Raw genomic sequence first — 17,440 nt, forward strand, 5'->3', positions numbered from 1 at the left:
TCTACAAATCAATAAATGCGGGGTGCAGAATGAAATCCCAATACCTGCTGAACTATTATTTGTCCAACCTTCATGTGGATCTGTTTCTGGCTCATTGCACCACCGTGCACGACGGCTGGCGCGATATTGATTATACGCCCGGCTACAGCAAGTTCTATTTCTTTTTGGAAGGGAGCGGGTGGGTCCGCATCGGCGATCAGGAGTTTTACCCCAAGCCGGGACAATTCCTCCTCATGCCGGAGGGCGTATCCCAATCCTACTCCTATATCGGCGGGGAGCCTTACTACAAATTTTGGTGCCACTTTACCGCAAAAGTCGGAGAGGTCAACCTCTTTCAGCTTATCGACCTTCCTTTCCTGTGTACGCCGGAGGAACCAGATTTGACGAAAAAGCTGTTTGATGAGCTCGTTTATTACACAAACAGCAGCGAGTTGAATGCCGGCCTTCTTGCAAAAGCAAGATTGCTTGAGCTGTTCTCCCATTTTATTAGCCAGCACGCCAATGAAACACTTTCGCTCAAAAATGTCGCTCCCGTGCAAAGACTCAACGAAATTCTGGATTTTATCCATCAAAATATTCACAGGGAGATTTCAATCGGTGAACTTGCGGCGCGAGCCTGTCTGCATCCCAACTATTTTATCCGGATGTTCAAGGAACAAATGGGTGTGCCGCCCATCCATTATATAGGCCGAAAAAAGATGGAAAAAGCAAAAGAATTGCTGGCCCAATCCTCCTATTCGGTAACCGAAATCGGCGAAATGGTTGGCTTCCGGGATATGTATCACTTTTCCAAGCAATTCAAAAAAATAGCCGGGCTTGCGCCATCCGATTATCGAAAACAGCGGCTCGGTCATGGTGCAAATTCACTGGAATAAAGCCGGTGCCGGCCGCATTCCGCATTAAACAAGACTATATTGCGGGCCTTTTTCTCCGCCAAGATGAATAATATCTCCCCTAACAAGTTTATAAACTTTGTAAGGAACCATCAGGTTTCCGTTAAGTATACTTCCGTTGCGGGAGCCCAGATCTTTGGCGTGATGCTCCTCGCCGCTTCGCCCGATCTCCAGGTGCACCCGGGACACGCCATCCGCATTTTCCATATAGTTCGTGTTTTCGCCGGACCTTCCAATTCTGAAGATATCGTTGGACAAATGGATATCCTCTTCCACTCCGTTCCATTTTCTTCGCAATGCGGCGGGCAAAACCTCGTTGGTCGCGATGCCGCCTGGCTCTTCGCCGCCGCGGGAGAGCAGCACAGTAGGTTCGTATTGGGCTGATTTGACAGACCGTTGTCCAAAATCGCCAAAATCAGCCGAATTGCCTTGACGTTCTCCATACGTTAGGGATGCACCCGAGGGAAGACTATAATCCCCTATCGAAGCGGTCGTTCCTTCCCCTGCTTCAAGCCCGCTTTTTTTGATAGGCTCATCCCGCTGTTCCAACGCTCGAAAACGCCGGTTTGAGGCAGGCAAATAACCTGTATCTGGTTCAAGCGAGTTCCAGTCTCCTTCAACATCCTCATCTAGCTTTTGCACAAAAAACCGCTGCCCCCGCTTTATGATAAACAAAACAATCGCCAATAAAGCCAGAGTAAGTCCCAAGCTCAAATACAGATTTCGGGAAGATGGCTCCGTCATGTAGATAAACCGCCAAACCAACGCCGTGCCGATAAGGAATGCCGCCGCCCCCAGCCATCCCCGTGCCTTCCCTTGCTGATTTTCGGCAGTTTCATCCGGCTCCGGAAATGAAAAATCATTCTCCGAAGAACGGGTTGTTTCCTCTTCTGGAGCAGAAGCTTTGGAGGAAAACTGAAATTCAGCCTCCTTTAACGCCTGCTGCTTCTCGGCCTTCCCAAGCCTTGTTTCCCTTTGGGTAGCCGTTGCTAGCAACGGCTCATCGATAGACGGTATTACGTTTAATGGTTTTGCTCCTAAAGTATTTTCGTTAGATGGAGCGGATTTCCCGATAAGCTCCAATAATAATGCGCGCAGCCGTTCCAACGGCCATTTGCTGGTGCCAAACAGTTGCAAAATGCTGCGCAAGCCTTCCCCGTCAACCAGTTCTACATAAGAAAGCCATTTTACGGCCAGCGAAAGTAAATCCCCGTTGTTATAGCCATAATAACCTTTATGGTCAATGGGCACATAAACAAACCGCAATTCATGCATACGCTCGCCAACATAAATGAGCGATTCATCCAGCAGGCATCCTTCCGGCCGAAGCATATAATCGCCGCATTCCGTCAATGCGTCCACCGTACTGAGCAGCAAGCCGTAATATTGCTCCATTGTGATAGCATGTTGCTGAAGACGGTGAAGCAGAAGCTTGCTGCCGGATAACGCGTAGCGGAACGTTACAGCGCCATCGATATTGACCCAATCCATACGCAAAAGAGCCGAAATATCAGCAGCTTGCAGCATGTTAAGCTCCAACTCGTACAATTCGCTTCTCTGTATGCCAGGTTCACGCCCAAGCGTCATCTCATGTCCGGCATTCATTTCAAAATCGACCACAAATCGCGACATCATCCCGTTCTCCTCTCTTCAAATGCGTGGCTGCCGCTTAATGAAAAGCAGCCATCCATAGCAGTGTGACAGCAGCAGGCGCCACTGCCAGCATAAAAGGGAAGCTTCGACCTTCCTTCAGCCAAGCAACTCTCTCTACAAAGCCTTGCCGATAGCGAAGTTGTGGGGTACCCTTATTCCTCCCATCCCCGGCATTCTGCTGCCCTAGTCCCCCAACAAGACCCAGCTTGCGGACAAAAAGCAAAAGGGCCGCTAACGCTCCCGCATACAGGAAGGAATACAGCATTAGCTGAAGCACGGGCAGCACACCTAACCAGGCTCCTGCGGCTCCAAACAGCTTAACGTCCCCCGCGCCGATTCCTTTTGCCCAATAAAGAAGAAGAAGCGGAATAAAACCTGCTGTAGCGCCAAGCAAAGAAGCTTTTAAACCGTTCATTCCTTCAGAACAAACAAAAAACAGAAGAGCTGCGCAAAAGAAGATCAAATTTAGACCGTTCGGAATCTTCTGCGTTCGCAAATCGGAGGCAAAAGCGATCAGCAGCAGCAATGAAACGGCGGCAGTTGCCATACTACTCCACCTCCGCCCCGTCAGTTTGTTTTTTCTCCACCAGAAAATGCATCTTTTTCTCCCCTCTGCCATCGGCTGCCGCAGCCGTCACTTCCCAAACGCCGGGCGTTGTATTGCCGGATACATGCCACGTCCAGCTGATATAACCGTCGCCATCAGCCGTTGCATCGCCCAAATTTCGCGCTTTGCTTGCGCCGCTTTTATACACAACGCCTAATGACACTGTCATGCCCGGCTCAGTCAATGCTACAACGGTAGCTTTGCGCCCAGGCCGAACCGGTGAAGGGTCGATTGAAATAATCTGAAGAAAAAACGGATCATCATCACTCGTAGCGCCATAAGTCGCTGCTAAAGCATCGCTAGTCCACACACGCTCATAGGCGTATGCTTGCAATTGAATCTTTTTCCCCAGCAGCGGCACCGCAATGGGATAATCGTAGGTCAAGGCGATGCCGGCATACGGTTTTTCTTTTTTTTGCAGGTCCGGCAGCGTTAATCGGAGCAGAGATATCGCTTCAGGGTCGAGCAGGTAAGAATTGGCCTGCCTTCTAATAAACGGCTCCATTACCGAACGTCCAAGCTCTGTCGCGGCAATATCCCTTGCAGGTCCCCAATCTCCCCTCAAGCCTGAGGACAACACCTCGCCAAACGGCTCTGGCAGCCATTCAGCCGCGTCTGCCGCCGCTTCGCTCCATTCAGGAAGTTTCCTGCTGTCGGCGGGTTCCTCTGTTTCCCCATCTTTTCCGCCCATTTCAACTAAAGCGAGCTCTACGGGGCGAATATGAGCCGTTAGTTGAAGAAGAGACTGGGAAGCTGCGGATTGCAGCGCCATTTGCGCAGCGCATAATGAAATCAGCATTGAAAATGCAAGCAGCGCCAACAAAATTAGCGGCATAACAATAGCCGCTTCCAGCACAATGGAGCCGCTATTGCCGGAGCAGCTGCCGCCGGCTATTCCTGGTGAGCAGTTATCAATGCGGCGAGAACGGCCTTTAGTACGAATGACCCGCCAAATGATGAGCTTCATACCGGTTGCCAACCACCCTTCCCCCCATGCCTTGAGCGCGGTTCAACAGCTTCATGACGCCCGGCAGAAACCAAAGCTGCATGGAAACCGTCGCTTCGCCCGTCACTCCTGAGGGAACCTCTGCAAGCGTTATGCCGCAATTTTGTTCAATCACCGCAATCATTCGCGCCAGCCGCTTGTCCTGGCTTCCGCCGTGGAGCAGCATAAACAGTCGCAAATAGTCCTTATAGGCAAGCTCAACCTTGACGTATTTAGACAAAGGCGCAGACCCCTTTTGCGCGAATGAAAGCATATCCTGAATGGTGTGTTCCAATCCATAAATAATAGCTGCCGACAAAACAAGCAGCGGATGGCCCAGCGACCGGCTTTCAATCAACCCCTCCATCGTTCTGACTGCCAGCCTGACGGCAAACAATTCGCCGTATGCCGCAAGCAGATTGCCCTTGGTATTATGGAAGCCGTACAAAACATACTCCATCTCCTGGTTATAAAAAGAGGAGGCGGACGACAAGGCCTCCGAGCTTCCAGCCTCCAGCAAAGAGCGAAGCTGGAGCGGGTCAAAGGACGTAAACCGAGCGGCTGCGTATTCACCGTAATAAAAATAGTCCCTGCTTCGCGCAAGCATATCCGCCATGCCTGAAAATAAGCCGTCCATTTCTGCGGAAGCTTGAACCGCACCTTCATTGGCATCGCCTGCACGCGGAAAATCCGCCGCTCCCGCTCCTTCCCCTGCTGTATCCCCCGCACCGTTATATCGCAAGTTGCGCTCGTACTTTAGCTGCACCTGCCGAAACACTTCCGCATGCTCCTCAGACTCCTTGCTATTCGCCATTCCTTTAAGCAATTGTCCGGCTTCCGACCATAAGCTCCCTTTCTTTTTCTCCTGCTCTCTCAACTGGCGTTTGATATCCTGGTCTTCCAATTCCGCGGCCCGCCGGCTCAAAACGGTGGCTGGGGATACATACCTCTGCCCATATTTGTTGTAAGCGGAGGACAAGCTTCCCGCCAAAGCTGTCATATCCGAGGCATGAGAAGAAGACTGGACGCCAGAAAGCACTCTTCTGCCGAATTGCTGCAGTAGTCCGGATAAGACAGCGATTTCGCCCGTTTGCCCATCCAGTTCATTTACGTAGGCGGCAAACCAGACCTCATCTCTTATGAGCTTGCTTCCGTCTTTAACGATGTCTTTGATTTCATCGCCTCCGGAAATTTCGGCTGACACCGATCCCGGCGCTTCGCCGGCCGCAACCTCCTCATACCCTTGAGCAGCGGCATGCTCAGCCTTCTGCAACACGGTTTTCATAGATTGATTCACCTGCTCGGCTTCTTGTATACGCTGCTTCGCAAGCTCCAGCTTAGCTTTATGATTTTGCTCCATAACCGCCGCTTCCTCTTGAAGGGCAGCCGACAGCTTTCCTGCTTCGTACTGGAAGCGCCAAATTTCCGCCGTAAATTTCCTTTTCTCTTCCGGAGGCAAAGCAGCATCGTATTGCATCATGCTGACGTAACCTTCTACACCGGATGCGTACCCCGCTGCCGTCATGTAAGAAAAAGCTGACCCGCTGCCCGCAGGAATCAAGCTGACGGCTTTATTGGCTGCTGCTTCCCGGCCCGCCGACTCCTGCTGATGCAGCGCTTCTTCCAGCAGCTTCTCCCGCTTTTCGTAAAGCGCCCTTAGTTGATCCAGCGAAGCAACGGCTGCCGAGCTTTCCTTCAACGTTTTGGCGAGCGGAGTAAACTTCGATAGTAATTCCAGCGTAAAATCAACGGGCGCCTTATATTTCATTTCCTCCAAAACGCCTCTGGCAAAAACATCATGCCTACCTAACGTCAAGGAGGTGTTAAGCGATGTCCCCTCCACGCGGGTTGCCGCGAGATCAAAACCGCCATCCAAAAATACAGCCTTCTTTTCCAGCGTTTGCTTCAGCACTTCCTCAAAAATAAGGCCGCCTTCGGTACCGCCTCGTCCAAATAACCCATACTGTTCATATAATGTCTCGTCATAAGCCGACATAACGGAACGAATGGCCGAACGAACGCCGCTTTCCGACTGAAGCTGAAAAGCAGCAATTCGTGCATAATCAATAAGAACGCCAAAAAACAACAGCAGCGAAGAAAGGATAATCACTCCGAAAATAGACACCGTTCCGTCTCTTTTCACCAGCACGTCTTTCATCCGGCACCTCGCCCTCCTATCTGTCTTCCGGCCGATACGGCGCCAGCACTTTGCCTGCATGATCTCTGCCGCTCCCGGATTGCTCCGAGTCCCCGGCAAACTTTTGGACGTAATATCGCAGAAGATCAACACTGCGAATAAACTCGGCCGGATCAACAAGATAACTTCTTCCCGCTCCAGCCGGCTCGTCCCATGTCCAACCGGATTGCTGAGGAGCCATTTCCATCGGTTTTTTCAGCTTCACTTCCACATAACGGCTAAGCCCGGCATTGATAACCGACGCTTCCCCTCTAAAAGTAAACCCTCCTGCCGTTATGGATTCTGCAGCAAGAGCCAGCTTTCTGTCACCGAGTCCGGCTTCCCCATCCCTGGCCATGACAATTTCCTCAGGCAGCTTCACATTTGCCGATTCTCCCTGCCAGCCGGATTTCAGCAAACTTCCCAATACGCCATTACTGCCAATACGCCAATAGAGCGGATCATATGCCGGCTCGGCCAACAGTCCCGTCACGGGATCGCGATTGCTGTTGTCCCAGCTAAATGCCACCCTTTCAGCAATCGCAGAGGCATAATAAAATACAATGGTTTTCTGGTAGAGGTAACAGCCAAAAACAATAAAAAGCATTACCATCGCAAACAAAACGGGAAATACAAATGTTGACTCAAGCGTAAAACTGCCCCGTTCATCCTTCAGCCACCGTTTCACGGGGCTACTTCTCAAAAATGCGGGATGCCTCGTCATCGGCTTTGCCCATCAACGTTTCGATCAGATCGATAATCCAATCCTTGAACAGCAGCGCAATAATGATAACAACGGCAATGATCAAAATAATTTCCAATGTGCCAAGTCCTTGCTCATTACTCCAAAACGATTTCATTTTTCCATATAGTTTTAACATGAAGCACCATCCTTTTCTTTTTGTAAACACCATTCAAGACATCATCAGCACAGCCGGAGCGGCCACAATAATCATCATAATGAACAAAATGGCTGCAAGCGGAAAAACCAGCTTGGACGAAGCTTCTTCTCCTCTGGTTCTGGCCAAGGCTTTGCGCTTCTCCCACAATGAATAAGAAAGCTCGCGCAGGGCCAATGTAAAATGCTCCCCGCCCCGCTTGTAATTCAAGAGCAGCACCGCTGTAAAAACGGCAGCCTCCTGAACCGCGCATTGCCGACTGAAGCGCTCCATCACAACACCGAAGCTTTCTCCATTGGCAAGCGAAAGGCTTGCTTTGGCCCATTCCCGATCCAGCGGATGTTTGGAACTGGCCTCATAGCTCTCCGCACATCGGTGAAAAGCGCCTTGGACTGTCTCGCCTGCGCCTACAAGCAGCATCAGCTTGCTCAATTTGTCCGGCAGGGCAGCCACAATCAGCCTTCTCCTTTTTTCCAGCTGGCGCCCCGCTTCCACATGGGTCCGGAAGGCCAGAACAATAAAGAGCAGGAATCCAATCAGGAGCACAAGCCCCTCCCCGCCGATCCAGGAAAGCCAGGAACAGCACCAGAGAAGGGCAAATCCTGCGCCAAACGCCTGGGCTAATTTTTCTCTGGATGCCTCGCCCGTCCAGGCAGGACCGTTCAGCACCAGCATCCTTGCATGATAACTATTGGTGTATTGCTGCACCAAATGCCACTTACATGCCCGCGCCAACGCATAAACAAACGGCTCTGTCAGCAGCCTTGATTTCAGAAGAGATGTATGTCCGCTTACCGCCTTGGACGCTTTTCCCTTTGAAGTTCTGCCCTTCTTCCTTTTCTCCGATGGCCCAATAAACAGCGCCACCCATGCTGCCGTGAGCAAGCAGGCAAAAATCACTCCCATAGTAGCCTCCTAGATTTCAAACGACATGAGCTTGCCCATCGCCCAATAACAGCAAAGCAGCAGGCCCAATGACACCGTCAGCAATACATAACCAATCCCGCTGTAGAGAGGCGTCATATAATCCGGGGCCGCGAAGGACAGGAACCCCATAAAAACAAACGGTACCGCCATCATAATGCGGGATTCCAGCCGCTTCTGGGCAATGAGCACCATAAGATCCGACTCGACTGTCAGTTTTTCGCCTATTACCGTAGCGGTTCGCCGCATTACCTCTACCAGGTCGCCGCCGGATCGTTTGCAGGCCCCGATTACATCGGCGAATTGAGTAATTTCCTCGCTATGGGCGCGTTCGGCAAAATGGCGAAGCGCGGCTTCCACCGGTTCTCCATTATCCAATCTGCGGCAGATCACCGTAAATTCAGCGATAATATCACTTTTAGAGTCGCCATAGAGCATTTGCAAATCCTCTAGCGATGAACGAAACGCATTTTCAATGGACCGACCCGCAGCAAGCGATGAAGTTAGCGAAAACAACGCCTCCTTGAATTGAAGCTTCAGCTGCGTTTTTCTCCGTTTCAGCAGCATGGCGCGTCCAAATCTCGGCGCGGCAACACCAAGCAGTCCCAGGAACGCCGCAATCCAGACCGATTGATAAAAGATATAAGCCCCGCCGTATAATCCTCCACAGCCGATGAAAGCAAACAGCAGCAGCTCTTTGGCGCTTAATGTGTAGACGCCGTAATTCACGGCGCTTGTTCGGTTTGGCGACTTGGTCCCGGGCAAGACGCTTTCCCATCCGCACCAATAAGCCCATCTCGCCAGAACCCCATGCTCAGCCTTTAACATATCGCCCCTTTCCGGCAAGCAGCAGTTTATCGGTATTGCTTAACGTCTCCCCGGTTGATTTCAACCCTCCGATAATTCTACCGTTCCGCTCGCCCTCTTCTTCAAAATGGAAAAGACGCTTCAGCTTGATTTCACCGTCCTCAATTCCGCATACCTCGCAAATTTCCGCAACCTTCCGGGTTTTGTCCCTGTACCGCGAAAGATGCACAACAATATCCAGCGCCGAAGCAATTTGCGCCCGGATGACCGGCAGCGGCAGCTCCGCGCCTCCCATCACCATGCTTTCCAGACGCAGCATCATATCCCTGGCGCTGTTGGCATGGCCGGTGGAGATCGATCCGTCATGTCCGGTATTAAGCGCCTGCAGCAGATCATAAGCTTCCGCGCCCCGCACCTCCCCGATAATAATCCGGTTTGGACGCATTCTGAGCGATGCGATAATCAAATCTCCGATTCCGATCTTGCCTTTGCCCTCCGTATTGGCGTTTCTGGTTTCAAGGGACACCAGATTGGGCACCGTTCCAATCTGCAGCTCGGCGGAATCCTCAATCGTCACAACCCTCTCATCAGCCGGAATATATCGGGACAATGCGCCAAGAAAGGTTGTTTTCCCCGTTCCCGTACCGCCGCTTATAAAAATGTTGTATTTGGACTCCACCAGCACCCGAAGAAAATCGGCGGCTTCAGCGTTTAATGCGCCAAGCTGCACAAGCCGCTCCAAGGTAATGGGCTGATCGCTGAATTTCCGGATGGTCAAACAGGGTCCCTTAAGAGCGATTGGAGGCAAAACAACATGAATCCGCGAACCGTCCCGAAGTCTTGCGTCAACGATGGGCGAGGACATATTTACAACCCGGTTAACTTCCGCTACCACGTTCTGAATCAAATCCTCCAGCCTCTCCCGGCTTTCAAAGCAAGCGCCATGGCGCTCCATTTCCCCGTTCCGCTCCACAAAAATATCCTCATGGCTGTTAATCATAATTTCCGTGACGGAGGGATCATCCATTAGCGGCTGCAATATATCCAAGCCTCGAAAGGAATGGTAAACGCGGCGCACCAGACTGACCTTTTCTGCTGCCGGCATGGGCTGTCGGCTGCACCAGTCCAGCACGGCTTCCTCCGTTTTCCGCAGCAGCTCCTCGTCGGTAATCGCGCCGCCAAAGTCGATTTCCGAGCGGATAACCTCTTTCAGTTCGCGAACAGTCCCGTCAATGGACATAGCGGGCCACCTCGTTTTTCAGCGCCAGCTTTAGCAATTCCGCCGAGGCGGCGCGGAAGGCCGGCGACTCCAGCAGCTTGCCTCGCCGTCCCTGCCGCCAGACCTCCACATCGGGCAGTCCGCCCGGCGCGCTGCGATAGCTTTGCGGAAGCGCAAACGTCCCTCCGCCAGCCGTGCGATTGCGCACAACCCAATTGTTTTCCAGCATGCGGGTATGGCGTTCGCCCCATTTGTGGTTGGCGTAGCCCCAAGCAAGCGACAGCTTGCCAAGGGAGGATGCATCATCCGCCACAACATAGAAACTGTAGTTGCAGCGCTCCAGCACCGACAGATGCAATTCGCAAAGCTCGTGATCCAGATCAACGACAATCACTTTGTAACGGCCCGAACCAGCAATGTAATCAATCAGGGCAACGGCATCTTCAGCCGTCAGGTTTTCGCGGTCCCCAGGATGGCTGAAGCCGGTCAAATAATCTCCTTTGAGTGTGGCATTGTGGTTGCGGTTGGCGCCAAGCCATTCCTTGTCCGCCTTTCCGTGCGCCTTGATTTCATATAGCAATTCGGATAATCCCCCGCCCCTGGCGGCATGATGTCCATCGAGCCAGGAGTTTGCGGTATTCCAGCGCTCCAGATTGAGATAACAAGTATGCAATCCCATACTCCCGGCGCCGTGAGCCAGATGGAGCGAAAGCGCCGTAACGCCAACGCCGCCGGATACTGAGCTGACGCCAATAACAACCGGCCCCTCCTCATATCCGCCGATCGCGCTTCCCGCAATCACTTTGCCTGCCAAGGCGGCAACGTTGCGTTCCAGCAGAGATTGCAGCAATTGCGGCAGCGCTTGGTAGCGAAGCGTTTCCTCCTGCAGCTTGCTTTCGCCCAGCCGTCCAACCAGAGCAACCTGCCTTGTCTGCGCCAGATCAGGACTCAATTCCTCCAGCAGAGCTGGCTCGCCCGCAACAAGCTCCATCGGAAAACCTTGCTTGATATAATGTCTGCATGCTTCCGCATTCGTAAAGGCAACAAGCTGGCAGCGGTCGCGGAACGGTCCGCTTCGCACATATTCCGCAAGCCTTCGCGTATATTCCATATCTCTAACCGCCAAACCCAATTGAATCTTGCCCACCTCTATTCCTCCCTTCCTGAATACTCGGCTCCCGTGCAGCCCCATTGGTCTGAGCCATAGCAAAACACGCAAAAAAAGCACCCTATAAGGACAGCGATCAGCTGCGCTTATACGGTGCTTCCGTGTTTGCGTATTTACTTGGTAAAAATCTACCACAAAAATTCGCTTCCCGTCAACTACTCCTTGCCGAAAAAGCGTTCAATTTCAATTTCGGCGTTTTCAGCGGAGTCGGAGCCATGAACGATATTGGCCTCCACATCAAGCGCGAAATCGCCTCTAATGGTTCCCGCTCCCGCTTCGGAAGGGTTGGTTGCCCCGATCAGCAGCCGGGCATTTTTAATGGCGTCTTTTCCTTCCAGCACCATGGCAAACACCGGACCGGAAGTGATAAAATCAACAAGCTCTCCAAAAAACGGCTTTGCGCGCAAATGGCCATAGTGTATTTCGGCCTTTTCTCTGGAAAGCTGCATCAGCTCGCCCTTCGCCAGCTTAAAACCTTTATTTTCAAAACGGGCCACAATGGCTCCGATTAATCCCCGTTCCACGCCGTCAGGCTTTACCATCACAAATGTTTTTTCCATGAGAATTCCTCCGTTTTATTGATTTATAGGAGTTGAACAAAAGAATTTCAGCGAAGAGGCCCGACATGTGAATAGTTCCTCCGATCTACCGCTTGTTTCAATTTTTCAACTTTAGTCCGTGGTCCTTACCGGTTCAACCATTCCAGAATAATGCCGGCCGTTTCCTCAATCGCGCGATTGGTGACATCAATAACCGGACAGGATAGCGACTCCATTACGGATTCGGCATAACGAAGCTCGCTTTGAATTCGTTCCATCGAAGCATATTGGGCGGAAGCCGGCAAACCCAGGCTTTTGAGCCGTTCCGTACGAATTTCGTACAGATGCTCCGGCTGCATAGTAAGCCCCACAATCATCCGCTCTGGTCCCGCTTGGAGCTCCACGGGCACGTTGACCTCCGGCATTAACGGCAAATTCGCTACTTTGACTCCTTTATGGGACAAAAAGATGCTAAGCGGCGTTTTGGAGGTGCGTGATACGCCGATTAATACGACCTGGGCTTGGGTCAGCCCTCTGGCATCCTTGCCGTCATCGTATTTTACCGCAAACTCAATTGCTTCCATACGCTGGTAATAGTCCTCATTGACGGAATGAAGCAGCCCCGGCTGCTTGCTGGGAAAGTCTCCGAACGTATCGATGTAGGCCTGCATCATTGGTCCCATCACGTCAACCGCGCGCACGCCAAGCCTCACGGCCTCTTCCTTCATCAGTTCCCTGAGCTCCGGCTGAACAAGCGTATAGCTGATAAAGCCGCCGCTTTCCGCCGCCTCTGATACGATGTGTATTACCTCTTCTTCACTCCGGATGTGTCCATACCGCTTGATTTTTACATCGCCAGCGGCAAACTGGCGAAGCGTGGCTTTGGCAACCGCCTCTGCGGTTTCGCCTACTGCGTCAGAGCAGACATAAATCGTTCCTTTGGTCATCGTCCCGGCCCCTCCGATTCTCCGCCCAAGGCCATATCCGCCATAATGGCAATAATATTGGACTTGGAAACCCAACCCGCCAAAACCGGATTTGTCCCCGGCTCCTCCTCTGGTATAAGCACCGGCAAGCAATCCAGCTGATGCTGCGACATTTTGCTAATGGCGTCCATAACGGAATTTTCCGGGTTAAGAGTGACAATATTGGGATACCGGGTCATCACCATACTGACGGGGATGGAGGCCGCTCCGGCATTGCCCAGCGTAATTTTGAGCAAATCCTTGGGGGTAATGATTCCGGCAAACCGGTTGCTTTCCGTTACGACCAGCAAGGTATCCGCATTTTCCATAAACAAAGTAATGACGGCATCATGCACAGAAAGCGTTTCAGGTATATTGACAGGAACGCCTTGAACTTCCCTTACTTTCATGTTGTGAAAACGTTGGAATGGCGCGCTGCCGGCACGGTATTGGGTTCCAAGAAAATAACCGACCTTCGGCTTGGCATCCAACATGCCCAGCATAACCAGCAGCGACAAATCCGAACGAAGCGTCGGGCGGCTGACGCCCAAATATTCCGCAAGCTGTTCGCCAGTCACTGGCGCATGCTGCTTAACGAGCTCAAGCAGTTCCAACTGTCTGGATGTTAGCTGTATTATTCTCCCCTCCCGAACTTTATGAACATGTACTATAAGATAATTAAAGTGTACCATTTTTCCAACTGTTGACCTGTATAAAATATCACATTGCAATATCATGTACAACATATGCCTTGCTTTACAAAAAATAAAGCCCCCTTACGCAGCATGGTCAATGATCCTTCGATCAATACCTAGCGCTTGGGAGCTTTAAAAACAATCGTGTTTTCCTGATCCGTTTATTTTTCCGTCAGCTCCAGGAATAAAGCTACATCATTTGCTGTCAGAGCAACGGCTTCGTTCCAGAAATGCTGCTCCTCCAGATTTACGCCAAGATGTTTCTCTGCAAGCTGCTCAACAGTCAAACAGCCGGTGTCGCGAAGCAATGCCACGTATTTGTCGCGGAAAGCTTCTCCCTCCTGATTGGCGCGCACATACAAGCCCGCGCTGAACAAGTAGCCGAATGTATAAGGGAAGTTGTAAAACGGGACGTCGGTTAAGTAGAAATGCAGCTTGGCCGCCCAGAAATGCGGATGGAGCTCGCCCAAAGCATCGCCAAACGCTTCTTTTTGCGCATCCGCCATGAGCACATTCAATTCATCCTTTGAGACCAGCCCTTGCTTGCGAGCCTCATAAAAACGCGTTTCAAAAAGGAAGCGGGCATAGATATTGGAGTAAAACGCCACCGCGTTGCCGATTTTGCTCTCCAGCAAGCTTATTGTTTCGTCCTTGTCTGTGGAAGCTTTGAGAGCCCGGTCAGTAACGATGATTTCCGCAAAGGTCGATGCCGTCTCCGCTACGTTCATTGCGTATTCGTGGGCAAAAGGCGGGAGATCATTCAGGACATGCTGATGGTAGGCATGGCCAAGCTCATGCGCCAGCGTCGACAAATTGTCGGTGGTTCCGGAATAAGTCATGAATATGCGCGTCTGCTCGCTTTTCGGGAATGAAATACAGAAGCCGCCTGGACGTTTGCCGGGGCGATCCTCCGCCTCGATCCAACCCTCTTTAAACGCTTTTTCGGAAAATTCGGCAAGCCGCGGATCAAACTCGCGGAACTGCTCCAAAATAAAATCGGCGCCTTCCGCAAACGGAATTTTCCGCTCCGAGGTGTTGACGGGAGCGGCGACATCATGCCAATCCAGCCGTTCCAGGCCAAACAGCTCCGCTTTGCGCTGGAAATAAGGCTGCAGCAGCTTTTGCCCTTCCTTCACGGCATCCCACATGGCAGAGAGTGTTTTTTCGCTCATGCGATTGATTTGAAGCGGGTCCTGAAGCACTTGATCCCAGCCTCTGCGCTGGTACAATTTCAGCCGGAAGCCGGCGATGCGGTTCAGCACATCGGCGCATAAATCGCCATTTCGCGCCCACTCACGCTCCCATTCCTGGAAAGCGGCTTTACGAACTTCGCGATCGGTATCGCTTAGCCGGTTAAACATTTGGCCGGCGGAAAGCAAAACTTCTTCGCCGTTGCTTTCCTCTGACTTGAACTGAGCTTGGGCAACAATGGTGTTGTAGAAATCTCCCCAGCCGTGATAGCCGTCGATCGACAGATCCCCCACTAACGCCTCCAGCTCCGGGGACAGCTTGATTTTTGCCAGTTCTCTGCGTTCGTTTAACTGAAAGGCGACGGCTCTCAGCTCCGGATCGGCAAGCATCGCCTCCCAATCGTTGTCGCCGATGTTCCGAAGAATATCGTCATATCGGGCCATAGCAGACAAATAATCGGCGCTTAATGTTTTGACGCGGTCACTTAATGCCGCAGCAGCTTGATCTTTTACATTTGCCGCCAGCAAACAGCTTGTGAACGACTCTGACTGGCGCAGCGCGAATAAAATCTGCTGAGCAAGCCCGGTCATTTCTTTGATGAGTTCAAGCGTAGGAGAGCTTTTTTCATCCAGCAGGGCCAGCAGCTTCCCTATGCCGGTCCCAATGCCGGCGAGCTCTGCGGCAAACTCAGCGGAGGCCGAGCCGCCAGGATAGATGGAATCCAGATTCCAGGTTAAAGGATAATGATTGGACATAATTGTACACCTCGTTATAGAATTATGGATACAGTATAACCCAAATGGAGGAAAAACTCATGTCAAAGCCATTACAAATCTCAGCAGACACAGCAATTAAGCTTTCCAAGCAACTGGGTGTTCCGATCGAGCATCTTATGCATATGCCTCGCCATATCTTGCTGCAGAAGCTGGCAACATTGAATAGCGGGGAACTTTCCGCCGTTCAGGACAATACCGATTATAAGCCTGCCGCTAAACAAGCGGAAACGGAGAGCGGAGAAACCCAAGGTCCAGGCAATTCCGGCGAAAACGACGGTGACAAGGCAAATGGTTCCGGCCAATGATGCATCCTTTTCAGAATACCTGGCCTTACGAAACGGTCATGGGCGACCTCTATGTATCCCAGTGCCCTTTCTGTGATGCAGAAAATGTGCTTCTGCCGTTGAAGCCAGCGGAATTAAAGGTGATTGCGGACGGCAAAAAAAAGCGGCTCGTTTTCCCATGCTGCCGCAACGTTCTCACCATTATTGATGCCGACCAGGATTACCTGCTTTCCGACATCATCCTGCGCAAATAATAAAGCCTGAAGCAGCTGCTTCAGGCTGAGGTAACGGTTTGCGAAAGGCTTTCGTTGTCCACTTCTCCGCGCAGCATGGATTCTTCGCGGATCAGCTGCCACTGTTCGCGGCTTGCTCTGATCATGGCGGCATCCATAATGCGTTTGTCGTTGATGATACGAGAAAACCACTTTACGGCTTCCTTTTCATGGCCCACCCGTCTGTTTAATTCCCCGATCAGGAACATCAACCGTGCGTTATTCAGCGAAACGCCTTCTGTTTCATACACGCGAATATAAGCATCCAGTGCATAGACCAGAAAACGCCGTTCCTCGCTGACATTTTTTTCGTACCTGTAAAGCCATGCGATATGATGGAGCAATCCCGCTATAACGCGATCCTTAGCGCCAGTTGTCTGAGCCGTCAACAAAGCAAGCTTGTAGCAATACATTGCCGTTTCCTTGCTACGCTCGCCGTTGAAATCCCCGCCCTTCCAATTAATGCCGATCCGTTCGTAATAGAGCATCTTTTGCGCGTCACTCAGCTTATCCAGACCGTTCTCCGTAGACGCAAAGCCGCAATTGGGACATACCCGCACAACATAAAAGTCCGGATTCACGCCGTTTGTATAATGTCCGCAAAAATCGGAGTCCGTGACCGTCGCCCTTTTGAAACTGGGGCGAACCCGAGAGGTGGCAAAGGTGGTTTCACAGCAGATGCACTCCATTTTCGACTCATATAGCGGCTCCATAACATCACGTCTCCTACTCTGTTGTGTTTACAAAATGATGAGCCGGACCCGAAAGTCGCTCCAGAGCAAAAGCGGCAAGCTCAGAATCAATGCCTACTTCCTTTAAAGCCTCCCCCATGCAGGACAGCCATGCTTCCGCCCGTTCCGGCGTAATGGGGAAAGGCATGTGTCTGGCGCGCATCATGGGATGGCCGTGCTGCTCCGAATACAAATGGGGCCCGCCAAAAAATTGGGATAGAAACAAATATTGTTTTTCCTTGACTGGATTAATATCTTCCGGAAAAAGAGGACCCAGCAATGGATGACTTTGCACCTTTGGGTAAAAACACTCGACTATAGACCTAATTCCAACCTCGCTGCCCAATGCTTCATAAAGGCTTATATTCCTATTCATCGGCATATCCAACTCCATTTTGTAGGTATTTTGAATTATAACACACTTTCCCTCTGTTTGTCCGCGAAGAATATCACACTTTTTATCCTACTTGCGGCCTGTTTAAGGCGTGTCTGAAAACTCCGCAGGGAGCAGACATCGATGCACTTGAGCGAATTTTCAGAAACGCCCCAGAGGTGCCCAAATAAAAACAACCCGCATGCATGCATGCGGGCGCTATACGGTGACGCCAAGCTTCGAGAGGTTGTTCATAAACAGTTGCTTCAGGTTTTGTAATCCT

18 protein-coding genes and 1 pseudogene are annotated in these 17,440 nt (G+C 51.5%); 3 read left to right on the forward strand and 16 right to left on the reverse strand.

The genetic code is table 11. The features are described from left to right. Window positions 1-29: 29 nt before the first annotated feature. A complete protein-coding gene (locus tag ACX93W_RS10400; protein WP_459392295.1) occupies window positions 30-875 on the forward strand; it encodes a helix-turn-helix domain-containing protein in 846 nt (281 codons plus the stop codon). A gap of 24 nt (window positions 876-899) precedes the next feature. On the opposite strand, the gene ACX93W_RS10405 is transcribed toward ACX93W_RS10400, so the two are convergent. The 14 genes from ACX93W_RS10405 to ACX93W_RS10470 form a co-directional block, all read right to left on the reverse strand. Beyond that, window positions 900-2,528 (reverse strand): DUF6382 domain-containing protein, encoded by a 1,629-nt coding sequence (locus ACX93W_RS10405; protein ID WP_459392296.1) that lies wholly within the window; start codon window positions 2,526-2,528, stop codon window positions 900-902. 34 nt (window positions 2,529-2,562) lie between these two features. After that, window positions 2,563-3,093 carry an A24 family peptidase gene (locus ACX93W_RS10410; RefSeq protein WP_459392297.1) on the reverse strand — a complete coding sequence of 177 codons (531 nt, stop codon included), beginning with the start codon at window positions 3,091-3,093 and terminating at the stop codon, window positions 2,563-2,565. Between the two features lies 1 nt (window position 3,094). Continuing rightward, on the reverse strand, window positions 3,095-4,132 hold the full coding sequence (locus tag ACX93W_RS10415; protein WP_459392298.1) for a hypothetical protein: 1,038 nt from the start codon (window positions 4,130-4,132) through the stop codon (window positions 3,095-3,097). Then, complete coding sequence (locus tag ACX93W_RS10420; RefSeq protein WP_459392299.1) at window positions 4,086-6,296, reverse strand: hypothetical protein; 2,211 nt, start codon at window positions 6,294-6,296, stop codon at window positions 4,086-4,088. The genes ACX93W_RS10415 and ACX93W_RS10420 overlap by 47 nt, the downstream gene beginning before the upstream one ends. Window positions 6,297-6,312: 16 nt before the next feature. After that, a complete protein-coding gene (locus ACX93W_RS10425) occupies window positions 6,313-7,002 on the reverse strand; it encodes a TadE/TadG family type IV pilus assembly protein (protein WP_459392300.1) in 690 nt (229 codons plus the stop codon). 4 nt (window positions 7,003-7,006) lie between these two features. Next, window positions 7,007-7,195, reverse strand: a complete 189-nt coding sequence (locus tag ACX93W_RS10430; RefSeq protein ID WP_068681997.1) for a Flp1 family type IVb pilin — start codon at window positions 7,193-7,195, stop codon at window positions 7,007-7,009. 33 nt (window positions 7,196-7,228) lie between these two features. Next, window positions 7,229-8,119, reverse strand: a complete 891-nt coding sequence (locus ACX93W_RS10435; protein ID WP_459392301.1) for a type II secretion system F family protein — start codon at window positions 8,117-8,119, stop codon at window positions 7,229-7,231. A gap of 9 nt (window positions 8,120-8,128) precedes the next feature. Further along, the gene (locus tag ACX93W_RS10440; RefSeq protein WP_459392302.1) at window positions 8,129-8,965 is read right to left on the reverse strand and encodes a type II secretion system F family protein; all 837 of its coding nucleotides are present in this window, start codon (window positions 8,963-8,965) and stop codon (window positions 8,129-8,131) included. After that, a complete protein-coding gene (locus ACX93W_RS10445) occupies window positions 8,952-10,184 on the reverse strand; it encodes a CpaF family protein (protein ID WP_459392303.1) in 1,233 nt (410 codons plus the stop codon). The genes ACX93W_RS10440 and ACX93W_RS10445 overlap by 14 nt, the downstream gene beginning before the upstream one ends. Beyond that, on the reverse strand, window positions 10,174-11,310 hold the full coding sequence (locus ACX93W_RS10450; protein WP_459392304.1) for a P-loop NTPase family protein: 1,137 nt from the start codon (window positions 11,308-11,310) through the stop codon (window positions 10,174-10,176). The genes ACX93W_RS10445 and ACX93W_RS10450 overlap by 11 nt, the downstream gene beginning before the upstream one ends. A gap of 176 nt (window positions 11,311-11,486) precedes the next feature. Continuing rightward, window positions 11,487-11,891: a nucleoside-diphosphate kinase gene (gene ndk / locus ACX93W_RS10455; RefSeq protein WP_459392305.1), complete on the reverse strand. Its 405-nt coding sequence runs from the start codon at window positions 11,889-11,891 to the stop codon at window positions 11,487-11,489. Between the two features lie 125 nt (window positions 11,892-12,016). Further along, window positions 12,017-12,817 (reverse strand): pyruvate, water dikinase regulatory protein, encoded by an 801-nt coding sequence (locus tag ACX93W_RS10460; RefSeq protein WP_459392306.1) that lies wholly within the window; start codon window positions 12,815-12,817, stop codon window positions 12,017-12,019. Then, the gene (locus ACX93W_RS10465; RefSeq protein ID WP_459392307.1) at window positions 12,814-13,527 is read right to left on the reverse strand and encodes a helix-turn-helix transcriptional regulator; all 714 of its coding nucleotides are present in this window, start codon (window positions 13,525-13,527) and stop codon (window positions 12,814-12,816) included. The genes ACX93W_RS10460 and ACX93W_RS10465 overlap by 4 nt, the downstream gene beginning before the upstream one ends. Window positions 13,528-13,691: 164 nt before the next feature. After that, window positions 13,692-15,476 (reverse strand): M3 family oligoendopeptidase, encoded by a 1,785-nt coding sequence (locus ACX93W_RS10470; RefSeq protein ID WP_459392308.1) that lies wholly within the window; start codon window positions 15,474-15,476, stop codon window positions 13,692-13,694. 59 nt (window positions 15,477-15,535) lie between these two features. On the opposite strand from ACX93W_RS10470, the pseudogene ACX93W_RS10475 reads away from it, so the two are divergent. Together ACX93W_RS10475 and ACX93W_RS10480 are read left to right on the forward strand one after the other, a co-directional pair. Beyond that, a pseudogene (locus ACX93W_RS10475) lies at window positions 15,536-15,676 on the forward strand (YycC family protein); the annotation flags it as partial. Window positions 15,677-15,801: 125 nt separating this feature from the next. Then, window positions 15,802-16,035: a hypothetical protein gene (locus tag ACX93W_RS10480; RefSeq protein ID WP_459392376.1), complete on the forward strand. Its 234-nt coding sequence runs from the start codon at window positions 15,802-15,804 to the stop codon at window positions 16,033-16,035. 20 nt (window positions 16,036-16,055) lie between these two features. On the opposite strand, the gene ACX93W_RS10485 is transcribed toward ACX93W_RS10480, so the two are convergent. Beyond that, entirely contained in the window at window positions 16,056-16,766 is a 711-nt protein-coding gene (locus ACX93W_RS10485) for a DUF2225 domain-containing protein (RefSeq protein ID WP_459392309.1), read from the reverse strand. A 13-nt stretch (window positions 16,767-16,779) separates the two neighbouring features. Beyond that, a complete protein-coding gene (locus ACX93W_RS10490) occupies window positions 16,780-17,160 on the reverse strand; it encodes a globin domain-containing protein (protein ID WP_459392310.1) in 381 nt (126 codons plus the stop codon). Window positions 17,161-17,440: the final 280 nt, after the last annotated feature.

This window comes from Paenibacillus sp. CAU 1782 (assembly GCF_054551715.1).